General features: G+C 64.5%; 1 protein-coding gene. It reads left to right on the top strand.

The features are described from left to right. Positions 1-107: 107 nt before the first annotated feature. On the top strand, positions 108-698 hold a 591-nt coding region (locus tag ACXRVZ_RS27680; RefSeq protein ID WP_458233141.1), incomplete at its 3' end, for an IS110 family RNA-guided transposase.

The following is a 698-nucleotide window of genomic DNA, read 5'->3' as shown; positions in this document are numbered from 1 at the left end:
CTCGATGGGAATGCGAAGGGACTTCCCACCTTCGGGCAACGGCGACGAAGCGCCAAGATTGGTGGTGTTCGAAGTCATCAATCTGAAGCCTGTGAAAGGGGAAGTCCGTGGAGAAGATTACACGAGGTCAAGCCGTTCGCGTAGGGGTGGATCTGGCGAAGCGCGTGATCCAGGTGCACGCGGTAGACGCCGCAGCTCGCGTGCTCAGCAGCCGTGCGCTGAGGCGAGACAAGTTCATCGAGTGGTGCGTCAATCTCCCGGCGGGTTGCATCGTGGCCATGGAGGCCAGTTCGAGCGCCCACCACTGGGCGCGCAAGCTCATCGGGCTCGGGCTGGACGCGCGGATCATCTCGGCCCAACTGGTGAGCCCGTACCGCAGCGAAGGCGCCACCGGCAAGAACGACGCCAACGACGCGGCGGCGATCTGCGAGGCCGCGTCCAGGCCGACGATGCGCTTCATCCCGGTCAAGTCGATCGAACAGCAAAGCATGCTGTGCGTGCACCGGCTGCGCGAAGGCATCAAGGAAGACCGCACGGCCTGCATCAATCGCATCCGTGGCCTGCTGGGCGAGTTCGGCCTGGTGTTCCCAAAGGGTGCCAGTGAGCTGCAAGGCGTGCTCAGCGAGGTACTCGAGGATGCGGGCAACGAGCTCGGCACGCTTGCCCGGCTGACGCTGCAACGAGCCCAAGCGCAGTGG

Source organism: Roseateles sp. P5_E8, from assembly GCF_054177665.1.
Note: the sequence above shows the minus strand (reverse complement) of the source record. Positions and strands in the feature narration are given on the sequence as shown.